The sequence below is a fragment of the Rhodanobacter sp. UC4437_H4 genome, assembly GCF_052978425.1.
Window position 1 is genome coordinate 952673 of the sequence record NZ_CM129673.1, and the last position, 19789, is coordinate 972461.

General features: G+C 66.7%; 19 protein-coding genes. 1 reads left to right on the forward strand and 18 read right to left on the reverse strand.

The genetic code is table 11. The features are described from left to right. Positions 1-11: 11 nt before the first annotated feature. The 7 genes from ACVCL3_RS04680 to merC all read right to left on the reverse strand — a co-directional run bounded on the left by ACVCL3_RS04680 (position 12) and on the right by merC (position 7163). A complete protein-coding gene (locus ACVCL3_RS04680; protein WP_447099190.1) occupies positions 12-341 on the reverse strand; it encodes a P-II family nitrogen regulator in 330 nt (109 codons plus the stop codon). Continuing rightward, a complete protein-coding gene (locus ACVCL3_RS04685; protein WP_447099468.1) occupies positions 338-3472 on the reverse strand; it encodes an efflux RND transporter permease subunit in 3135 nt (1044 codons plus the stop codon). The genes ACVCL3_RS04680 and ACVCL3_RS04685 overlap by 4 nt, the downstream gene beginning before the upstream one ends. Next, a complete protein-coding gene (locus ACVCL3_RS04690) occupies positions 3472-4569 on the reverse strand; it encodes an efflux RND transporter periplasmic adaptor subunit (protein ID WP_447099191.1) in 1098 nt (365 codons plus the stop codon). Before ACVCL3_RS04690 ends, ACVCL3_RS04685 begins: the two co-directional genes overlap by 1 nt. Beyond that, entirely contained in the window at positions 4566-5744 is a 1179-nt protein-coding gene (locus ACVCL3_RS04695) for a TolC family protein (RefSeq protein WP_447099469.1), read from the reverse strand. The genes ACVCL3_RS04690 and ACVCL3_RS04695 overlap by 4 nt, the downstream gene beginning before the upstream one ends. Positions 5745-5956: 212 nt before the next feature. Then, on the reverse strand, positions 5957-6280 hold the full coding sequence (locus ACVCL3_RS04700; RefSeq protein WP_447099192.1) for a hypothetical protein: 324 nt from the start codon (positions 6278-6280) through the stop codon (positions 5957-5959). A 174-nt stretch (positions 6281-6454) separates the two neighbouring features. Then, entirely contained in the window at positions 6455-6670 is a 216-nt protein-coding gene (locus ACVCL3_RS04705; protein ID WP_447099193.1) for a GDCCVxC domain-containing (seleno)protein, read from the reverse strand. 70 nt (positions 6671-6740) lie between these two features. Further along, a complete protein-coding gene (gene merC, locus ACVCL3_RS04710) occupies positions 6741-7163 on the reverse strand; it encodes an organomercurial transporter MerC (RefSeq protein ID WP_447099194.1) in 423 nt (140 codons plus the stop codon). Positions 7164-7233: 70 nt separating this feature from the next. On the opposite strand from merC, the gene merR reads away from it, so the two are divergent. After that, entirely contained in the window at positions 7234-7641 is a 408-nt protein-coding gene (gene merR, locus ACVCL3_RS04715; RefSeq protein WP_447099195.1) for an Hg(II)-responsive transcriptional regulator, read from the forward strand. Positions 7642-7772: 131 nt separating this feature from the next. Here the strand turns inward: merR and ACVCL3_RS04720 are convergent, their stop codons facing one another. From ACVCL3_RS04720 to ACVCL3_RS04770, 11 genes are all read right to left on the reverse strand, one after another. Next, positions 7773-8114 carry a hypothetical protein gene (locus tag ACVCL3_RS04720; RefSeq protein ID WP_447099196.1) on the reverse strand — a complete coding sequence of 114 codons (342 nt, stop codon included), beginning with the start codon at positions 8112-8114 and terminating at the stop codon, positions 7773-7775. A 126-nt stretch (positions 8115-8240) separates the two neighbouring features. Further along, positions 8241-8591: a copper-binding protein gene (locus ACVCL3_RS04725; RefSeq protein ID WP_447099197.1), complete on the reverse strand. Its 351-nt coding sequence runs from the start codon at positions 8589-8591 to the stop codon at positions 8241-8243. Positions 8592-8594: 3 nt separating this feature from the next. Next, positions 8595-11771, reverse strand: a complete 3177-nt coding sequence (locus ACVCL3_RS04730; RefSeq protein WP_447100562.1) for an efflux RND transporter permease subunit — start codon at positions 11769-11771, stop codon at positions 8595-8597. Then, entirely contained in the window at positions 11768-13075 is a 1308-nt protein-coding gene (locus ACVCL3_RS04735; RefSeq protein ID WP_447100563.1) for an efflux RND transporter periplasmic adaptor subunit, read from the reverse strand. Before ACVCL3_RS04735 ends, ACVCL3_RS04730 begins: the two co-directional genes overlap by 4 nt. Next, positions 13072-14349 (reverse strand): TolC family protein, encoded by a 1278-nt coding sequence (locus ACVCL3_RS04740; RefSeq protein WP_395117621.1) that lies wholly within the window; start codon positions 14347-14349, stop codon positions 13072-13074. The genes ACVCL3_RS04735 and ACVCL3_RS04740 overlap by 4 nt, the downstream gene beginning before the upstream one ends. A gap of 82 nt (positions 14350-14431) precedes the next feature. Next, positions 14432-14800 (reverse strand): hypothetical protein, encoded by a 369-nt coding sequence (locus ACVCL3_RS04745; protein WP_447099201.1) that lies wholly within the window; start codon positions 14798-14800, stop codon positions 14432-14434. Positions 14801-14937: 137 nt separating this feature from the next. After that, complete coding sequence (locus ACVCL3_RS04750; RefSeq protein WP_395117617.1) at positions 14938-15390, reverse strand: DUF411 domain-containing protein; 453 nt, start codon at positions 15388-15390, stop codon at positions 14938-14940. Between the two features lie 2 nt (positions 15391-15392). Beyond that, a complete protein-coding gene (locus ACVCL3_RS04755) occupies positions 15393-16484 on the reverse strand; it encodes a c-type cytochrome (protein ID WP_395117615.1) in 1092 nt (363 codons plus the stop codon). Between the two features lie 9 nt (positions 16485-16493). Beyond that, positions 16494-17516: a copper resistance protein B gene (locus ACVCL3_RS04760; protein ID WP_395117613.1), complete on the reverse strand. Its 1023-nt coding sequence runs from the start codon at positions 17514-17516 to the stop codon at positions 16494-16496. After that, the gene (locus tag ACVCL3_RS04765; RefSeq protein ID WP_447100564.1) at positions 17513-19264 is read right to left on the reverse strand and encodes a copper resistance system multicopper oxidase; all 1752 of its coding nucleotides are present in this window, start codon (positions 19262-19264) and stop codon (positions 17513-17515) included. Before ACVCL3_RS04765 ends, ACVCL3_RS04760 begins: the two co-directional genes overlap by 4 nt. Before the next feature lie 103 nt (positions 19265-19367). Next, on the reverse strand, positions 19368-19763 hold the full coding sequence (locus ACVCL3_RS04770) for a hypothetical protein (RefSeq protein WP_447100565.1): 396 nt from the start codon (positions 19761-19763) through the stop codon (positions 19368-19370). Positions 19764-19789: the final 26 nt, after the last annotated feature.

A 19789-nucleotide genomic window follows, 5' to 3' on the forward strand; every position in this document is an offset into this window, starting at 1 on the left:
CGCCGCCACGATCAGTCGTTGTCCACACGCCCATCGATCGGCCATGCCTGATCCACCGTGCTCTGGTAGACCCAGCCCGCCACACTCTGGCCGGTGCGCCCGTGCAGGCGGATCAACTGCACCGCTCGTTCGGCCTGATCGTCCTCGCAAAACACCAGCAGCTTGACCTGCTTGATGACCCGTTCGCCCATTTCGATCGAGTAGCTTTGCTCTTGCTCACTGAGCGCGGTCAGCAGGCCCTTTACGTCGCTCACCGACAGGTAACGGAACCCCGCATCCGCCAAGGCATGGATGACGTCAACGACGCGGCCGCGATGGATAAACGCTTTGACTTCTTTCATGGAGTGTTCTCCTTGGCGAGGCGCCGGGCGGCGCGTTCTTCGATCCAGTCGTAGAGCACCGGCAACAGCACCAGCGTCAGCAGAGTCGAGGTGATCAGACCGCCGACCACCACGGTGGCGAGCGGCCGCTGGGTTTCCGCACCGACGCCGCTGGAGAGCAGCATCGGCACCAGGCCCAGGATCGCCACGCTCGCCGTCATCATCACCGGCCGCATGCGCAGCGCCGTGCCGCGGATCACCGCGTCACGCACGGGCAAGCCTTTCTCGCGTTGCTCGTTCAAGAAGCTCACCAGCACGATGCCGTTCAACATCGCCACGCCGAACACCGCGATGAAGCCGATCGCCGAGGGCACCGACAGGTATTGCCCGGTGATCGCCAGGCCGACGATGCCGCCGATGGTGGCGAACGGCACGTTGGCCAGGATCAGCGCGGCGTACTTCACCGAGTTGAAGGCGGTGTAGAGCAGCACGAAGATGAAGAAGATTGTGGCTGGCACGATCAGCGACAGCCGCTTCAACGCCCGTTGCTGGTTCTCGAACGCGCCGCCCCATTCGCTGTAGTAGCCCGTCGGCAATTTCACCTGTTGCGCGATGGCGGCATTGGCGTCCTTGACGAAGCCGTCGATGTCACGGCCGCGCACGTCCATCTGGATCACCGCATAGCGCTGCAACTGCTCGCGGCGGATGAACGAGTAGCCTTCCGCATCGCTGACCTCGGCCACCTGCGACAGCTGCACCAGCGCACCGCTGGGCGTGCGGATCGGAATGCGCTGTATGGCTGGCAACGAGGCCTTGTCCGCATCGTCCAGCCGCACGGCAATGTCAAAACGCTTCACGCCATCGAGTAGCGTGGTCACCGGCTCACCACCGATGCCGTTCTTCACCACAGTGAGCACGTCGTCGGCGTTCAAGCCGTAACGGGCCAGCGCATCACGATCGACCTTGATACGGATTTGCGGTTTGCCGATGTTCGCCTCCAGAGCCAGATCCGCCACGCCGGGCACCCCGGCCAGGACGTCCTTGATGCGGCCGCTCAACCGATCCAGCTCGCCCAGGTCATCGCCGTAGATCTTCAGTGCCAGCGTGGCGCGCACACCCGAGATCAGTTCCTCGATGCGCATCTGGATCGGCTGGGTATAGCTCACCACCGCGGTCGGCAATACTGCCGACAACTCCTTCTGCATCGCTTCCTCGATGCTTTCCAGCGTCTCGCCCTTGCGCCATTGATCCTTGGGCTTCAGCGGTGTGTACATCTCCATGTAGTTCACGTCCGCCGTCTCGCCTTTCTCGGCACGGCCGATCATTGCCAGCGTGGTCTCCACTTCCGGAAACTTCTGTTTGACCAGCGTCGACACTTGTTTGGAGATGGCGATGGATTCGTCCAGCGATGCCGACGGAATCGAGGTGATGCGCCACATGATGGCGCCTTCTTTCAGGTTCGGCATGAACTCCTTGCCGAGGAACGGGAACAGCGCCAGGCTGCCGATCAAGGCCCCGGCAGCGATGCCCAGCACGAGCTTGCGGCGGGCGAGCGCCCACGCCAGCACCGTGGCGTAGTGGCGTTTCAGGAACGCGACCAGCCAGGTGTCCTTCTCTTCCTTCGGTTTCAACACCAGCGCGGCCAGCACCGGGATCAGCGTCAGCGCGAGGACCAGCGAGCCCGCCATCGCGAAGCTGATGTTGAACGCCATCGGCTTGAACATCTTGCCTTCCAACCCTTGCAGGCTGAACAGCGGCAGGAACACCACGATGATGATGAGGATGGCGAACGCCACCGGGTTGGCCACCTCGCGGGCGGCCGCCAGCACCGCGGCGGTGCGATCCACCGGGAGCCCGTGCGCCTTGCGCTCGGCCATGATGCGATAGGCGTTCTCCACCATCACCACCGCGCCATCCACCATCATGCCGATGCCAATCGCCAGCCCCGCCAGCGACATCAGGTTGGCCGAGAGGCCGACCTGATTCATGCAGATGAAGGCGATCAGCATGGCCAGCGGGAGCGCCACTACCACCACGATGGCGCTGCGGAACTCGCCCAGGAACAGGAACAGGATGATCGCAACCAGGATCGAACCCTCGATCAAGGCACGCACGGCGGTTTCCACGGCTGCATTGACCAGCTCGGTGCGTTCGTACACCGGCTTGACCACCACGCCCGGTGGCAACGCCTGTTCGACCGTGCCGAGCTTGGCCTTGACCGCATCGACCACGCTCTTGGCGTTCTCACCGATGCGAGCGAGTGCCATGCCCAGTACCACCTCCTTGCCGTCGCGGGTGACCGCGCCTGTGCGCGGTGCACCGGCTTCGACGATGGTGGCCACATCGCGCACGTAGACCGGTATGCCATCCTCGGTCTTCAGGACGATGCTGCCGATGTCCTTGGCGTCCTGCACCAGACCCAAGCCACGCACGAGGTACTGTTCGCGACCGACGTCGATGAAGTTGCCGCCGACCTGCGCGTTGTTCGCCTGCAGGGCCTCGATCACGTCCTTGAAGCCGAGCTTGTGCGCGATCAGCTTCAGCGGGTCGATGCGCACCTGGTACTGCTTTTCCTGGCCGCCCCAGGAGGTGACATCGTCCACACCCGGTGCGGTGCGCAGGATCAGGCGGATCGTCCAATCCTGCAGCGTGCGCAAGTCCATGTCGCTGGGTGCCCCGGTGCTGGCGGCGTCCTTGAGCTTGGCGTCGGCCCGTTCGACGGTGTACCAGAACACCTGGCCCAAGCCGGAGGTGTTCGGACCCATCTCCGGCTTGCCGTAGCCGGCCGGCAGGCGGTCGCCCACCTGCTGCAGCCGCTCGTTGACGAGCTGGCGGGCAAAGTAGATGTCCATGCTGTCGTCGAAGTACACCGACACGTAGGACAAGCCGAACAGGCTGACCGAGCGGATCTGTTCCACCTTGGGCAGGCCGGCCAGTGCCGACTCCACCGGCGTAGTGAGCAGTTGCTCCACATCCTCGGCGGCCAGGCCGGAGGCCTCGGTATAGACGTTCACCTGCACCGGCGTGACGTCGGGGAAGGCGTCGATGGGAAGCTGGCGTACGGCCTGGAAACCCAGGAAGCCGATCACCACGAAGGCGATCAGCACCAGCACCTTGTAGCGCAGGGAGAATTCAACCAGACGTTCCAGCATCATTCTTCTCCCAGCTGCGAGCGCAGCAAGCGGGCCTTCAACGCGAAGGCGCCCTTGCGCACGTAGGTGTCGCCGGCCTTGAGGCCTTGGGTGACCGCCGTCCAGCCATCCCGCGTGTCGCCGACCATGACCGGTGCCGGTTCGAACTGGCCGTTGCCTTTGGCGAGGAATACAGTCGGCTGGTTCTGCAGCAACACGATCGCTTCGGCGGGAACGGCCAGCTTCCGCACGGCACTCCCGGTGACGATGCGTGCCTCGACCAGTTCACCGGGATGCAAAAGATCCTTGCGGTTGTCGACTTCGATGCGTACTGGCACGGTGCGCGTACGCTCATCGGTCTGGTGCGAGCGCTGCACGACCTTGCCGGGTATCGCGGTGTCGTGCACGAGGATGCGGGCATCGGCATCGGGCTTGACCCGTTCGGCATCGGCCGGAGACATCTGGGCCACGACCCATACCGAATCTTCCTTGACCAGGGTGAACAGCGTGCGGCCCGGTTCCACCCGCTCACCGACCAGAAACTCGTCGGTGGTGACGCGACCGGCCGCTGGCGCGAGCAGTTCGAAGCTGCCATCGGCACCGGCCGAACCCTTGCGCAGCAGGCCACCGATCTGACCGTCGGACAATCCGTAGGCACGCAACTTGGCGCGTGCCTGATCGCGCTGCACCTTCGCTTCGTTGTAGCGCCGTGCCGAGACGGCCTGCGGTCCGAGCGCCGCGATGCGCTGCCAGTCCTGCTCGGCCACGATCAACGCGCCCTGCGTCTCGGCGACCTGCACACTGGAGAGCACCACCAACGGCGCGCCGGCTTTGACGACGTCGCCAAGCGTGGCCTTGCGAGCCAGTACTTGGGATTCCACGCGTGGCGATACCAGCACGGTGGAATAGGCATCGGCCTTTACTTCGCCGGGCGCTTTCAGTTCATCGGTCAAGGTGCGCGGAGCGGCCTTGTCGAGGACAATGCCGGCGTCCTTGATCGCCTTGGCATCGAGCGCCAGCGGATTGGCGGGAGCCAGTTCCTGTGCCATGACGGGGCCGGCCAGCGCCGCGAGCAGCGTCATGCCCAGCAGGCTGCGTTTCAAAAGAGAGCAATTCATCGGGGGATATCCTGATTGAGGCCGTCCTGAGTCGGACCGTCCTGAGTGCGGCCATCGAGCCAGTCGGTGAGACGGCCCGCAGCGGTGAGGTAGTCGAACCAGGTCTGCCAGGTCTGGCTTTCCAGTTCCTGGCCGGACAACGCGGTGTCCAGGCTCTGTTTGAGCTGTACGAGGTAATCGGACGTGCTGATTTCACCGGCACGCCAGAGCTTCTCCAGCAACGCGGTGCGATCCTCGAACGCGGCGGCACGGCCGCTGCGAAAGGCTTCGGTCGCGCTGCGCAAGGCTGCGTAACGGGCCTGTGCTTCCCGCAGTCCCGCGCGCAACACAAACTCGCGCGAGCGCACGGCAGCCGCCGCGGCGTCGGCCTCCGCCAGGGCAGCATCCACTTCGGCGCGTCCGCTGTTGAGCACCGGCAACGGTATGGATACGCTCAGACCGATCACCTGATCGGTGCGCGGCCCGCTGTGCACTTGGCCGCCGGTCAGGCTGAGCGTGGGGTCGGGAATGCGCGCCCTGCGGGCGACTTGCACGCCGGCCTCGGCACTCGCTTGCTGGGCGCGGGCCTGACGCAGTTCCGGCAGCTCGTCGACGGGCAACGGCGTGACATTGTCGAGTGCCGGTGACAGGCCCTCGGGCAACGGTGGCAGCGCAGTCAGCTGATCGCCGCTGATGGCCAGCAACGCCGCGCGGGCCGCCGCTTCGTTGCCTACGAGTGTGGCTTGTTGCACCTGCGCCTCGCCCAAGGCCAAACCGGCCAGATCGCGTTCCGGACTGCTGATGTCGCCCACCTTCAGCCGCTGCGCGGCCAAGTCATCGAAGCGCTGCATCAGCGCCAGGCGACGCTGACCCAGCTCGCTCTGTCTGGTCGCGAGTGCGGCCGTCGACCAGGCCTTCAGCCAGCGGGTTGCCACGTCGCGACGCACCCGGTCATAGGCCGCCTCGGCAGCCAGCAGATCAGCCTCTCCCTGGGTGGCCCGGGCACGACGCTTGCCGGACAAATCCAGCGCCAGGCTGATGCCGGCCGTGCGTCGATTGACGTCGGCGTCCTCCGCATCGAGCGACAGCGAAGGGTTGTACAGCGGCTGTGCAGCGGCACGCGCACGAGCTTGGGCAGCATCAAGGTCTGCCCGCGCGGCCTGTACCTCGGGACTGGCTTGCCAGATACGGCGCACCGCCTCCTGCAAAGGAGAAGACGCCAACGAGGTCGGTAGGGGAACTACCGGTGGGGAAGGATGGGATACGGGGGCGGCACTGAGCATCGCCGCGTACAACAGACACACGGCGCCGATCGGCACCGAACGAAAAACAGACATGAAGCGATCTCCTGAAAACGGTCACGAAGCGATGCACCGCACAAGCGGCGGTGTCGCGAAACGGAGCGGTTTCAGGCGATCGGAGGGCGCAGCAGCGAGCCGGTCGTGGCCGGCGTGAATCCCGAATGGAGGGTGAGCGGTGCGAAGCGTGCTTCCATCATGGCGAGGGGAAGCGGCGTGCTGGCCGGCAGCGTCACCGAATGCGCACAGGCACAATGGCAACTGCGCCCTTCACCCAGAAGACAGAGATTCGCATCGTCAGCCGATACCGTACTGACGGCGGTATCCGCCAACAGGGTGGTCGGGGCAGCAGCAGTCGCCGAAGCGAATCGCGCACTAGGCCCATCGGCCACGCAGATCGATCCGCTGATCAGCTTGATCAGCAACACGGCCACGGCCAACACCCACAATCCGCGGTGGCGGCGCAGGCGAGTCAGCAGTAATGGCGCAGACCGATACATTCTTCGATCCTATACGACAGCTGCGCTGTTAGACAATTTCACTTGGGCGCCGGTCGTGATGAATTCAGACAGCCCCTACCGGCGCCAGCCGACCCCTATGAAGATGGTCTACCCGCAGCACGACTTCTGTTGCTGGATCGGCGGGCACGGCACACTGCCCCAGGAACAGAACACGCAACAGTCGCCGGGTTTGGGCTGCAACAATTTGCCGCAGCCGGGGCAGTCGTAGAAGAACTGGCAGGCATCGGTCGGCATGGTTTCAGTGGCCTGGTGGCCGCAATGCGGGCAGGTCAGCGTGCTCTGCAGGATGAGTTCGGTCGTCAAGTGTTTCGCCGGAGAAATGAGAGTGAAGTGTTGGCATAGTCTTCGCTATGCCCCTGTCAATTGTGTCGGTTCAGCGGGCACCCGCCGTATCGCTGGCTGTGCGACAGGATGCGCTGGGAGCCGGCGCCAGCAGATCGCGGAGGGACACCGCCACCATCAGCAGCAGACCCGGATAGAGCAGCCATCCGGTGCGATGGCCACTGGCCCGCATCACGAATACCGCCAGCAGCACCAGCAGCGGGCCGAGCATACCGAGCGCGGCCCGCGGCCACCGCCGGTGACTGCGCCAGCCCAGCGCATTGGCGAGCAGCGCGATGCCCGCAAACGCCGGCAGCAGGATGCGGATGAACAGGCCTTCGTACGGGCTCAGTACGCCCAGCCCGATCGCCGCACCGAGGCTGGCCAGGGCGGGAAAGCAATTCACGCAGGCCGCTGCCGAGACGACACTGCCGATCAGTCCGGCCTTGTCGGCCAACCGGGTGAGCAGGGGCATGGAGGTTCTCCTTTAGCGTGGAATGCCGATGATCTAAGGTATTCCCGTAGTCAAGTACGGAGTCAAGCCCATGTCCTCCACGCAGGATACGTTTTCCATCGGCGCCTTCGCCAAGGCAGCCGGGGTCAATGTCGAAACGATCCGCTTCTACCAGCGCAAGCGCCTGTTGGCGGAGCCCACCCGTCCGCCGGGCGGCATTCGTCGCTACGGAAACGCGGAGGTCGCACGGGTGAAGTTCGTGAAATCCGCGCAGCGGTTGGGGTTCAGCCTCGATGAGGTGGCGCAGTTGCTGCGGCTGGAGGACGGTGCCCATTGCACGGAAGCGGCCGATCTGGCCGCGCTGCGGCTGGCCGATGTACGCAGCCGACTGGCCGACCTTACACGCATGGAGACGGCCCTCGCTGCGCTCGTCGAACAGTGCGGTGCACGTCAGCGCAGCGTGTCCTGCCCGCTGATCGCCTCGTTGCATGCCTGCTGAAATGGCGGCAGGCAGGATGCGACAGGCATGACGCCGGTGAAGTGCATCGGCTGGATGTCGTAGCCGCGCCCTGGTCACTCCGCCATGGGCCGTCGCGGAGCATGCCTTGGCGGCCTTGTCGTCGCGTCCGTTCAGTCCGCGCGTCGCGCGTGATCGGTTCGCTTCGCCGTGCCCTGGGTCAGCTCGGCACGCACGCAGTGCGCGTCGATGATCGACGTCACCGTGGCATACCCCGCCACCGCGAACTGTTGGCGGGGCGGCCCTTTGTTGGGAATCACGAAGGATGTCCGCAGGACCTCCAGTCGTGCACCAACCGCCGGCAGCGGCGTGACACGATAACAGACGTCCAAATGCTGGCCATCCACATGGCCAACCCAACCATCGGTGTAAGAATCGGCCGCGTACGCGACGCTACCCATGGTGAGGCCCGCGAGCAGCAGCGGGAGGCTGAGACAAGCAGCAAACGATTTCATGGGCGTTCTCCAAAATGACAACCGCAACAAACACCGCCACGCGCACGCATAACGTGCGTGGCGGTACTGCCTTCACGATCGCCGGCTGGCCCTCGACAGTTGAAGGCCAGCCGGCGACGTGGTCTGTCAACGTGCCGGACGGATCGCCGTCACCGTGCTGCCTGTGCTGGCCTGACGGAAGGTGAACTGCACCTTGTCGCCCACCTTCACGTGCTTCAGTAGCTCCGGTGAAGCCACCTTGAACGGCATCGTCATCGCCGGCCAGCCGATCGCGGCAATCGCCTCGTGCTGCAGCGTGATGGTGTTCTTGGCGGTATCGACCGCCTTGACTACGCCCACGCCCTGCACATCGGCGGGTGTGGCTTCGTGCATCCCAGCCATGCCCGGCATGTTGGGATCCATCTGCTGAGGGTTGGCAAACACCGGAGTAGCGATCAGTGCAGCGGCGATCGCGAGGGTGATGCATGGCTTTTTCATGGGTCAGTTTCCTTGCGGGTTGGGGTGAAGTGTGGTGTTTGTCTTGCCGGTTTTACGCAGCCGGTGGCGAACCAGCAGGCGGTACGCCGCGGGTATGACGAGCATGGACAGCAAGGGCGCGGTGACCATGCCGCCGATCATCGGTGCGGCGATGCGCTGCATCACTTCCGAACCGGCACCGTGGCCGAGCAGGATCGGAAACAGACCGGCGAGAATCACCGCGACGGTCATCGCCTTCGGGCGCACGCGCTGCACGGCGCCTTCGCGGATCGCTGCGTCCAGCGCTTCCGGGCCGGCGTGGGGATCGAGCGCAAGCTGGTGCTCCCAGGCATGGTGCAGATACAACAGCATCACCACGCCGAATTCGGCAGCGACGCCAGCCAGCGCGATGAAGCCGATGATCGTGGCCACCGACACCGCATGGCCCAGCAGCCAGATCAGCCACAGGCCGCCGACCAGTGCCAGCGGCACGCTGGCCATGATCAGCGCGGCTTCGCTCACCCTGCGGAAAACGGCATAGATCAACAGAAAAATGATCACCAGCGCAATCGGCACCACCAGCTTGAGTCTTTCCATGGCACTGGCCAGGTACTCGAACTGACCGGACCACGCCAAGGTCGTGCCCGGCGGCAATTTGACTTGCTGCGCCACTGCGCGTTGCAGATCCGCAACCACGCCGCCGAGATTGCTGCTGGCTGTGTCGACGTAAACGTAGGTCGCCAACTGGCCGCCCTCGCTTTTCAGCATCGACGGCCCCGCCACCACGGCGATGTCCGCCACCTGACTCAGGGTGAGCTGGGCGCCATCGGCAGCGACGATCGGCAGCTGCCGCAACGCCCCGACCGAGTCACGCTCGGCACGCGGGTAACGCACCACGATCGGATAGCGCTCGCGTCCCTCGATCGTCTGGCCGACCGGATCGCCGCCAACTACCGTCGCGATCAACTGCTGCAGCTGCTGTTGGGACAACCCGTAACGGGCGGCCGCATCGCGACGGATGTGCACGTCGACGTAGCGACCGCTGGCCGGGCGCTCGGCGATCGCCGAGCTGACGCCGGGCACGGTCTTCGCCACCGTCTCGATCCGGTCGGCCACGACCTGCAGCGTAGCCAGGTCGGTACCCAGCACCTTGATGCCGATCGGGCTCTTGATGCCGGTGGAGAGCATGTCGATGCGGTTGCGGATCGGCGGCACGAACAGGTTGGTCAGCCCCGGCACGTGGACGGCCTTGTCCAGTTCCGCCTTGATCTTGTCCATCGTCATGCCGGGCCGCCACTGATCCTTCGGTTTGAAAGTGATCGTGGTTTCGAACATCTCCAGCGGTGCCGGATCGGTGGCCGTGTCGGCGCGCCCCGCCTTGCCGAACACATGATCGACCTCGGGCACGGTCTTGATCATGCGATCGGTCAGCTGCAGCAACTGCGAGGCCTTGCCGGCGGACAGTCCCGGCAACGCGGTGGGCATGTACAGCAGCGTGCCTTCGTCCATCGCCGGCATGAACTCGCTGCCGAGCCTGGTCAGCGGAACGACCGCGGTAAGCAGCAGCACACCGGCCAGCACCAGGACCGCTTTCGGATAGCGCAATACGGCTTCGAGGAGGGGCCGATAGCCATGGATCAGAGCCCGGTTGAGCGGATTGTCGCGCTCGGCACGGATGCGGCCGCGGATCAGATAACCCATCAGCACCGGCACCAGGGTCACCGCCAGCCCGGCCGCTGCCGCCATCGCGTAGGTCTTGGTGAAGGCCAGCGGTTTGAACAGCTTGCCTTCCTGCCCCTGCAACGCAAAGACCGGCACGAACGACAACGCGATGATCAACAGGCTCACGAACAGCGCCGGTCCCACCTCGACGGCGGCATCGGCAACCAGCGACCACCGTTCCGCACCTTGCGGTTCGCGTCCATCGTTCGCGTTACGCCAATGTTCCAAATGCTTGTGTGCGTTCTCGATCATCACGATCGCCGCATCCACCATCGCGCCAATCGCGATGGCGATACCGCCGAGCGACATCAGGTTCGCCGTGACGCCTTGCAGATGCAGCGCAATGAAGGCAACCAACACGCCCAGCGGCAACGTGATCACGGCCACCAGCGCCGAGCGCAGGTGCCCCAGGAACAACACGCAGACCAGCGTCACCACCAGGAATTCTTCGAACAACTTGCTCCACAGATTGCTCACCGCGGCGTCGATCAGCTGCGAGCGGTCGTAGGTGGGCACGATTTCGACGCCGGCCGGCAGGCTGCGCTGCAGTTCGGCCAGCCGCGCTTTCACCGCGGCGATGGTGGCCTTCGCGTTCTTGCCCGTGCGCATCACGATGACGCCGCCGACCACTTCACCTTGCCCGTCCAGTTCGGCAATGCCACGACGAAACGTCGGGCCACGCCGCACCGTCGCCACGTCGCGCAGCAGCACCGGCACACCACTGGCGTTGGTGGTGATCGGCACGTTTTCAAAGGCCTCGCGGCTCTTCAGGTAGCCTTCGCTGCGCACCATCAGCTCCGCTTCACCCTGTTCGATCACCGACCCGCCGTTGGCGCCGTTCGCGCTGCGCACCGCATCGACCAGTTGCGCCACGGTGATGCCGCGCGCGGCCAGCGCCTGCGGATCGGGCACGATCTGCCACGCCCGCTCCATGCCGCCCAGAGTCGCCACCTCGGCGACATTCGGCACGGTCTTGAGCTGATAGCGCAGGAACCAGTCCTGCAACGCACGCAGCTGGCCGAGATCGTGCTTGCCGGTGGGATCGATCAGCGCGTACTCGTAGATCCAGCCGAGTCCCGTCGCATCGGGACCGAGCGCTGGCGTAACGCCGGCCGGCAGGCGATCGCGCGCCTGGCTCAGGTACTCCAGCACCCGTGAGCGGGCCCAGTACAGGTCGGTGCTGTCGTCGAACAGCACGTCGACATAGGAGTCGCCGAAGAATGAATAGGCGCGCACCGTCGTCGCGCCAGGCACCGAAAGCATGGTGGTAGCCAGCGGATAGGTGACCTGATCCTCGACCACCTGCGGCGATTGGCCCGGGTAGCTGGTGCGGATGATCACCTGGGTGTCGGACAGATCGGGCAGCGCGTCGACCGGCGTGCGCGTCACCGAGAACATGCCCATCAGGGCCAGGGCCAGTGCTGCCAACAGCACGAACACCCGATGGGCGATCGCCGCGCGAACCAGGGCAGCGATCATGGTTTGTCTCCCATCGGCATGCCCGGCATCGGTGCACTGGCAGCCGGTACCGGTTTGGCGGTGGTGTCATTCAGACGCTCCAGCGCGCCGGACAGACTCGCCTCCGAATCGATCAGGAACTGGCCGGAGACCACGACTTTCTCGCCACCACTGAGGCCGTCGAGAATTTCCGTATAGCCGCCGGCCGCACGTCCGATGCGCACCGATACAGCACGGAAGTGCCCACCTCCCTCGGCAAGAATGACTCGCGTGTGGGTACCCGTCGCGATCAACGCGTCGTCCGGCACCACGGGCACGGCCGCGTCCGGCGTCGGATTGAGTTGCACGGTGGCGAACATGCCCGGACTCAAGGCACCGTCGGCATTGTCGAGCACGACGCGGGCGCGCTGGGTGCGCGTCATCGCATCCACATCCGGCAGCAAGGTTTCCACGGTGCCGGGGAACGACCGACCCGGCAGGGCATCGACCGTGACCACCACCGGCGTGCCACGGCGCACCGTACCCGCCGCTGCCTGCGGCAGTGCCGCCTCGATCCACACGGTGGACAGGCCATTCACGGTCAGCAAGGTCTGGCCGGCCGTGACACGCTGGCCTTCACGCACGTCCAGTGTCGTGACGACGCCCGCCTGCGGGGCGTGCAGCGTGATCGCCGCGCCCGTGCCGCGACGCGACGACTGGATCTCCGCCGGCGTAAGGCCCAGCACCTGCAGGCGCTCCCGCGAGGCCGCGCGAAGGCCTTTTGCTTCAGCCGACTGCACATGCTGAAGCGCAGCGTATTCGGCCAGCGCGCTGCTCCATTGCGGTGCCAACAGCTCCGCCAGCGGCTCGCCTGCCTTGACCACGGTGTACGGTGCGCGTACGTCCAGCTTGCTCACCACCGCATCGGTGCGGGCGCTGATGGTGATGGCTCGGCGCAGATCCCACGTAATCGTGCCCGGCACCCGGAGCGCCGACGCCAGCACGCGACGCTCCACCGGAGCGGTGCGAACGCCGAGATTCTGCACCGTCGTCGGATCGATCCGGACGACATGCTTGGCCGTCCCTTCTTCGGCCGGCTTCTCATCGGCATATTTGGGCACCATCTGCATGCCCATCGGCGACAGACCCGGCTTGTCGAAGTGTTGCTGCGGCACCATCGTGTCGTACCAGTACAGGATTTTTTTACCGCCGGCTTCCGCTGCGGAGGCGGGAGTACCGGCCTGCGACGGAGACGATGGCGCCTGATGGCGGCCGCCGAAGTAGCCGATCAGAAGCAGCATGACCGCCAGCAGCGCGGCGGTGAGCATCATCAATGCGCGCTTCATGGCGTCGTCTCCGAAGTGGGTAACAGATAAGCCAGTGCCGCCCAGGCGCGGCCGTACTCGGCCTGCATGCGGGCGTAATCCGTGTGGTGAGCGATCTCGTCGCGACGGGCATCCAGCAAGGGCTGGATCTCGCCGCCGCCGCGGTACGCGGCGAGCGCCAGGACCACGCGGTCATTGGCCAGTGGGAGCAAGGCATCGCGGTGCCGGCGCACTTGCTGGCCGAGCGATTCCCATTGCGCCCAGGCGGATCGGATGGCCTCGACCTGCTGACGGCGTGCGTCGTCGCGTTCGTCGCGAACCGCATCGAGGTCGGCCGCGCGGGCGGAAATACCCCGATCCTGCCGGTTGCGCGTGAACAGCGGCAGGCTCACCCCGACCTGCAGCGACACCATGTCGGACAAGCCGCGCACACGGGAGCCGTAGCTCAAGCCCACGCTCCATTCAGGGCGTTTGTCGGCACGGGCAGCGGCAAGCGCTGCCTCGGCGGCCTGTTCGCGGGCCGGCCACCCGAGCAGGTTGCCCTGACGATCGAGGCTGGCCAGCAAGGACGCTTCGTCGTGCGGCAGGACGGCGAAGTCTGGCGCGTCCCCCAGCGGCTGCCCGATCGGAGAACCGAGCCATCGCGCCAGGCCCGCGCGGGCCTGTGCCTCGCGGGCATTCGCCTCATCGAGACGGTTTTCCAGGTCGAGGGATTCCATGCGGGCGGCGAGCACCTCTGCCGCGCTACCGGTACCACCGCGCAAGCGTGCTTTCGCCACGGCCACGTCCTGCGCCCATGCCTGCCGCATGGATCGCAACATCATGGCTTCGCGGTGCGCACCCCAGGCGGAGATCCAGGCATCGGCCACCTGCTGCCGGATCGACAAGCCGGTCGCCACCTCCGACGATGCGGCCAAATCCGCCTGGGCATGGCCCATCGCCCGTTCGGCCTGACGCTTGCGGCGCGATGGCAGGGCCTGGCTGATGCCGACGGTGCGCATGGTCATGCTGTCACCGCCAACCGTAAATGCGCCCGGCCCCTGCACGGCCAGATTGTCGACCCCGACGGTGAGTTGGGGATCGGGCAGCGCACCCGCACGGGCCGCCTCCTGTCGTGCCGATTCCGACTGGGCGCGGCGCGCCTCCAGCAGGGGTGCGCGCTCGATCGCTTGATGGATGGCGGCATCAAGCGTCAGCGGCGGTTCGGCGGCATGCGCCGCCGCGGCCGCCGCTCCCCACAGGAGCACGGCCAGACCCGCCGCCATCAGGCGCCGGGCGAATTGAAGGGAGAACATGGGTGAACACTCCGTCGATCTGCGATTCGCGCCGTGCCATGCAGGCACGACGCCACGTCGGTGGATACCGCGACGGGTCAGATCAAATCAGGAGCGAACAGAACAACAAGCGGGGAATCGGTGGCGGCGCTCGCAGACGCTCGCGCCGAATCAACGCCCGCTCGGACGGCAACGCCACCGCCGTCACGGACAGCAGCACCGGCGGCAGCGCGGACAACGCGCTGGCCGGCACCGAGGCGGTGCGCGCATCGACCTGGGTGGCATGGTCGGGCTGGCAATGCTGCCGGCACAGCGGATCGACCGGTGTCGTCATGTCCGCACAGCCGTCGGCCATTGCCATGGACGAGGAGTGCACCGCCACGGCCAGCGCGGCCGCGGCCGGCGCCGCCTGTGCCGCGACGCAGGCATACGCCGCCACCGCCACCTGCTGCCACAGCAGCAGCACGACCACCAGCCACGCAAGGCGGCGACGGGCGACGGGACGGAGGCGGAAGGCGGGTTTCATCTCACGGGCACTGTAGTGTCGGCAGCGGGCAGGTCATTGACGCGGATCAAGTCGGCGGATCGCGATCGGGAGACCAGCTGCGCTCACGCAGCCAGGCCGTGCGTCGCATACACCCGGGTCGAGCCGTCGCGGCCGATCAGCACTACATCGTAACGCTCGGGCGCGCCCATCTCCATGCCGGGCGAGCCCATCGGCATACCGGGCGCGGCGATGCCGATGGCGTCCGGCCGCTCGGCGAGCAGGCGGCGGATGTCCTCCACCGGCACGTGCCCCTCGACCACGTAGCCCTCGATCACCGCGGTATGGCAAGACACCGCACCGGGCGGCACGCCGAAGCGCGCCTTCACCGTCGCCATCGGCTGGTCCTGGTGCACGGTGACGGTGTAGCCCTGCGCGCGCATGTAATCGACCCAGGCGCCGCAGCAGCCGCAGGACGGGTCGCGGTAGACGTCGAACGCATTCGCCGCCAACGCCGCCGGCGCGAACAGCACGGCAAACAGCAAACTGATGCCCATGCGGGAAAACCATCGTTTCATCGTCATTCTCCGGTTGTCGGGGTGGTTTGCCACTGGACGGACACGATCTTCCAGCTGTCGCCGTCCTTGCCGAGCTTGAGCATCTCGCGACTGCGCAGCGTGGTCGGCCTGCCCTTGATCGTGACCTCGACGCCGCTTTCGCTGCCGACCATTGCGGTGTCGCCCATCGGCATCGAGCCGAACGAGACCGGCGTGAGCTTCGCGGCCTTCAGGAACTTGATGTCCTCGCCCAGATGGCCGGCGGCGTATTCGTCGCGTGTCTGCGTGTGGCCGCCTTCGCTGACGCGGACCCCGGGCGCCAGCAGTGCGAGTACGGCTTCGCGGTCGCCACGCTGCAACGCGGCCTGGAAGGCCCGCGCCACCGTTTCGGCCGCCGGCACTGCGCCCGGCGTCATGCCTTCCATCGACAGCGGCGCCTCGACCGTCGGCACGGCGGCGTGTTCGTGAACATCGCCATCAGCCGCGTCATGGCTGTGCCCCGCTTCGCCGGCCATCGGCATGCCTTCCATCGCCGCCGTGCCATGCGCATCCTCGTCAGCGGTGCCGCCATGGCTGTGGCTGTGGCCGCCCGCCTCATCCATGTCGTGGTCCTGCGGTGCCCGGGCCACGATGTCCTGATATTGCGCCGGCGTCATGTCGGGCAGTTTCTGCAGGAACGCCACCATGCTCCAGATCGTGGCGTCGTCATGGGTGGCACCCCACGCCGGCATCGCGCTCATCTTGACGCCATGCTTGATCACCCAGAACGCCTCGCGCGGATCGGGCCGGAATTTCGCCAGCTCGGGCGGCAGCGGGTACAGGCCCGGGCGCATCTCGTTCTCGGCCATGCCCGGCGCCAGGTGGCAACCGGTGCACATCGCCGCGTACTGGCCGGCGCCCTTGAGGATCAGCTGCGGGTCGTCGAGATTCGGCACCACGATGTCTTTTGCGTGATGCTCGATCGAGCGCTCGCGCAGCGTCTGCATCAGCGCGTAGACGGGTCTGGTGTGGTGGTCGTCGGCGCCGACGTTGTAGACGCCGGACCAGACGAAGGCGCCGACACCGGCGGCGGCGATGACGCAGAGAATCACGACGGTGATGATGAGTCGTTTCATGGGCTCTCCTCAGAACCAGATGCGCAGGCCGGCGACCCACTGCCGGTCGAAGACTGCCTGATGATCGGCGCGGGCGAAATCGGCCGTGGTGCCGAAGCGGCGCGTCCAGACTACGCCAAGATACGGCGCGAACTCGCGCCGGATCTCGTAGCGCAGGCGCAAGCCCAGCCTGGCATCGGTGAGGCCGCTGCCGATGCCGCGCGCCGGGTCGGACTTGCCGTGCAGGTTGACCTCCAGCTCCGGCTGCAGGATCAGCCGCTGGGTGAACAGCAGCTCGTAGTCCGCCCGCAGGCGCGCCGCGCTGCGGCCGGACGGCCCGACGTAGGCGGTGGCCTGGATCTCGAACCAGTACGGCGCCAGGCCCTGCACGCCGAACGCGGCCCAGCTTCGCTGCGGACCGGTGCCGAAGTCATGGCGCACGCCCAGCTGCGTGCTCCAGAACGCGGCCGCGGCGTGATCCCATAGCGCCTCGACCTCGCCATCGCCGATCCGGCCATCGCTGCGCTCGCCCTCGCTGCGCAGCCACAGCTTGTCCGTGTCGCTGCCGTACCAGCCTGAGGCTTCCCACGACTGACCGTTGCCGTCGCGGCCGTGGAACGCTTCGAGCTGATCGATCAGCAGCATGCCGGCGGGTGTGCTGCCGTGCATGTGCAGGGCGTGCGCGGGACTGGCGGCGATGCCGTCGGAATAATCGCCACTGCGTGCGTCCGCCGGTGCGTAGCCGCCCTGCATCGGTTGCATGCCCGCGCCCGCGCCATGCGCCTGGCCGTGGCTCATGCCGGGCATCGACGCGTGATCCATGTCGGGCATGACCTGGGGGGATGTCGCCGGCGCGGGCGGCGGCGTGCCGTGATGCATGCCGCCGTGGTCCATCCCGTGCATCGGGCCATGGTCCATCGCCACCGGCGCCGTGCTGCCGGCCGGGGCTGGCGCGCTCTGCGCCGTCGCCGCCAGCGGCATGGCCAGCAGCAGTGCGGCCAGCCACGCCACGCGGCGCGGAACGATCGAGGTATCGCGGCGCTTCGTGCTCATGCCACCACCACCTCGCGGAACATGCCCGCCTCCATGTGGTACAGCAGGTGGCAGTGGTAGGCCCAGCGCCCCGGCGCGTCGGCGGTCACCGCGTAGCTGATCCGCTGCGCCGGCTGCACGTTGATGGTGTGCTTGCGCACCTGGAACTGGCCATCCGGATTTTCCAGCTCGCTCCACATGCCATGCAGATGGATCGGGTGGTTCATCATGGTGTCGTTGACCAGCACGATGCGCAGGCGCTCGCCGGTGTTGAAATGGATGGGCTTGGCGTCGGGGAACTTGATGCCGTCGAACGACCACGTGAAGCGCTCCATGTTGCCGGTCAGGTGCAGTTCGATCTCGCGGCCGGGTTCACGCGCGTCGAGCGGACCGCCGACGGTGTGCAGGTCGGCATAGGTCAGCACGCGGCGGCCGTTGTCGCGCAGGCCGATGCCCGGATCGTCGAGATTGGTGCGCGGCGTGTCGACGCGCATGTCCACGCCGGGGCCGTATTCGGTGCGGGCATGGTGCACGGCGGGCGTGGTGGTCATGCCGGCGTGATCCACGCTGCCGTGGTCCATGCCGGGCATCGCGGCGTGCCCGCCGCCGTGTTCCGCGTGCGACATCGCGCCCATCATGTCCTGCATGCCGAGCCACACGCGCTTGTCCATCGCCGGCACCCCGGCTTCCATGCCGGCACGCGGCGCCAGCGTACCGCGCGCATAGCCGCTGCGGTCGATCGACTGAGCAAACAGCGTATATGCCCGCTCCTCCTGCGGCTCGACGATGACGTCGCAGGTTTCGGCTGCCGAGATGCGGAATTCGTCGACCGGCACCGGCTGCACGTCCTGGCCGTCGGCGGCGATCACCGTCATCTTCAGGCCGGGAATGCGCACGTCGAAGATGCTGGACGACGAACCGTTGATGAAACGCAGCCGGATCTTTTCGCCGGGCCTGAAGATGCCGGTCCAGTTGCCGGCCGGCGTCGTGCCGTTCATCAGGTAGGTGTAGGTGTAGCCGGAGACGTCACCCAGGTCGGTCGGGTTCATGCGCATCTCGTTCCACATCCTGCGCTTCGCCAGCGCCTGGCCCAGCCCCTTCTCGCGCACATCGCGGAAGAAGTCCGGCACGGTGGGCTGCGCGAAGTTGTAGTAGTCGCTCTGCTTCTTGAGCTTGGCGTAGATGCGCTCGGGGTCCTCGTCGGTCCAGTCGTTGAGCATCACCACATAATCGCGATCCGTGGGGTAGCGCTCGGGGCCGGTCGGTTCGATCACCAGCGGACCGTACAGCGCGTTCTGCTCCTGGAAACCCGAGTGCGAGTGGTACCAGTAGGTGCCGCTCTGGCGCAGCTGGAACCGGTACAGAAAACTCTCGCCCGGCGCGATGCCGTCGAAGCTGAGGCCGGGCACGCCGTCCATCCGGAACGGCAGGACGATGCCGTGCCAGTGGATCGAGGTGGGCACGCGCAGGCGGTTGCTCACGCGCAGGTTCACCGTGGTGCCTTCGCGCATGCGCAGCAACGGACCGGGCACGCCTCCGTTGACGGTGGTCGCCGGCCGCGCCGCGCCGGTGAAGTTGACGGTGCGCTCGACGATGTCCAGCGCAAAGTCGGTGCCGCTGAGCACGGTGGGCTGTCCCGGGCTGGTCAGCGCCCAGGCGTTCGCGGGCCGCAGCAGGCCAAGGCCGGCTGCCGCGCCGCCCAGGGCCAGGCCCTGCACGAAACGTCGCCGCGACAGGTCGGTCGCAGGCAAGGGGGGAAATGGATGCACACAGGTCTCCTTCGGGGAAGGCACCGATGGCCGGTGCCGACACGGGCCGCCGTCCACGCTCGCCGCCAGGCGGGCATGCAGGCACGGTCGCAGCGAACGAGGATCAGCCGGCTGGCGGCCGCAGCGGTGGCGCGTGCACGACGGTGGGCGCGGACGCGAAGGGAGGGGAAACGTGGAGCGGTTCCGGCGCCGCCGGCACCAGAGCAGCCAAGGTGGCCACCTGCAGCAAGCTGCCGCACGCCGCCGCGCAATGGGCCGACGTCATCGCGTCGCGCTGGCCGAGGCCGTGGTCGGCGCAGCAGCCGGACGCGACCGGCATGGCATCCGGACCATGATCGGCCGCGTGCACGACGGACGGTGCCGGCGCGCCCCGCAGCGCGTCGCCGGCCATCCCGCGCGGCATGCCATGCACCGGTGCCAGCACGAGAATCAGCCACGCCAACCATGCCATCGCCCGGAGGGACGGCAAGCGTGCGGCATGGCGAAGCAGGTGATTCATCGGCACAGCATAGGGTTGGTACCGGC

Bases quoted from the DNA above. Each gene is read 5' to 3' on its own strand.
- ACVCL3_RS04680 (WP_447099190.1), bottom strand. From the start codon at position 341: ATGAAAGAAGTCAAAGCGTTTATCCATCGCGGCCGCGTCGTTGACGTC.
- ACVCL3_RS04685 (WP_447099468.1), bottom strand. From the start codon at position 3,472: ATGCTGGAACGTCTGGTTGAATTCTCCCTGCGCTACAAGGTGCTGGTG.
- ACVCL3_RS04690 (WP_447099191.1), bottom strand. From the start codon at position 4,569: ATGAATTGCTCTCTTTTGAAACGCAGCCTGCTGGGCATGACGCTGCTC.
- merC (WP_447099194.1), bottom strand. From the start codon at position 7,163: ATGCCCCTGCTCACCCGGTTGGCCGACAAGGCCGGACTGATCGGCAGT.
- merR (WP_447099195.1), top strand. From the start codon at position 7,234: ATGTCCTCCACGCAGGATACGTTTTCCATCGGCGCCTTCGCCAAGGCA.
- ACVCL3_RS04720 (WP_447099196.1), bottom strand. From the start codon at position 8,114: ATGAAATCGTTTGCTGCTTGTCTCAGCCTCCCGCTGCTGCTCGCGGGC.
- ACVCL3_RS04725 (WP_447099197.1), bottom strand. From the start codon at position 8,591: ATGAAAAAGCCATGCATCACCCTCGCGATCGCCGCTGCACTGATCGCT.
- ACVCL3_RS04730 (WP_447100562.1), bottom strand. From the start codon at position 11,771: ATGATCGCTGCCCTGGTTCGCGCGGCGATCGCCCATCGGGTGTTCGTG.
- ACVCL3_RS04735 (WP_447100563.1), bottom strand. From the start codon at position 13,075: ATGAAGCGCGCATTGATGATGCTCACCGCCGCGCTGCTGGCGGTCATG.
- ACVCL3_RS04740 (WP_395117621.1), bottom strand. From the start codon at position 14,349: ATGTTCTCCCTTCAATTCGCCCGGCGCCTGATGGCGGCGGGTCTGGCC.
- ACVCL3_RS04750 (WP_395117617.1), bottom strand. From the start codon at position 15,390: ATGAAACGATGGTTTTCCCGCATGGGCATCAGTTTGCTGTTTGCCGTG.
- ACVCL3_RS04755 (WP_395117615.1), bottom strand. From the start codon at position 16,484: ATGAAACGACTCATCATCACCGTCGTGATTCTCTGCGTCATCGCCGCC.
- ACVCL3_RS04760 (WP_395117613.1), bottom strand. From the start codon at position 17,516: ATGAGCACGAAGCGCCGCGATACCTCGATCGTTCCGCGCCGCGTGGCG.
- ACVCL3_RS04770 (WP_447100565.1), bottom strand. From the start codon at position 19,763: ATGAATCACCTGCTTCGCCATGCCGCACGCTTGCCGTCCCTCCGGGCG.